The 518-nt window shown below is 70.3% G+C and carries 1 protein-coding gene; it reads left to right on the top strand.

The window, feature by feature from the left end:
- A partial coding sequence (locus NZ585_15175; protein ID MCS7081369.1) for a hypothetical protein occupies nucleotides 1-443 on the top strand: 443 nt, incomplete at its 5' end.
- Between the last annotated feature and the right edge of the window lie 75 nt (nucleotides 444-518).

The raw sequence follows: 518 nt of genomic DNA, 5'->3' as shown, positions 1-518 counted from the left end.
CCTCGGTCGAGGGAGTGGCACGGGTCCTCACGCACTGGCAGCCGCAGCGCTCGAAGCCGGTGTTCACGCTGTTGCTGGTGCTGGGCGCGCTGACGCTCACCGGCCTGCGCTTCCTGCCGCAGATACGCGGCGGCGCGGCGGCGGACGCCGTGTATGTCGAGGTCGGGCGGTGGCTGATGCGCGCGGCGGGGCCGGGGGCCGTCGTCGCCGTCAACAACCCGCCGGCCTTCTATTACCATACCGGCCTGGCCTCCATCGCCATCCCCGCCGACGATGTGGAGACCCTGCTGCGCGCCATGGCCGACTTCGACGCGCGCTGGCTGGTGCTGGACGTCAACGTCGCCGAGGGGCTGGCCGGCTTAGCCGCCGACCCGACCGGCGAGCCGCGCCTGCAACTGCGCGCCACCTTTGGGGAGACCTATGTGCTTGAGCGAGTGCCGTAACCCATGAAGCCCATTGCCCGGCTGCGTTCCCCCCTGACTTTGTTCGTGCTACTGAGCGTGCTAACCGCGCTCGTC

Origin of the sequence: Chloracidobacterium sp. (assembly GCA_025057975.1) — a bacterium.
Classification (GTDB): domain Bacteria; phylum Acidobacteriota; class Blastocatellia; order Chloracidobacteriales; family Chloracidobacteriaceae; genus Chloracidobacterium.
Note: the sequence above shows the minus strand (reverse complement) of the source record. Positions and strands in the feature narration are given on the sequence as shown.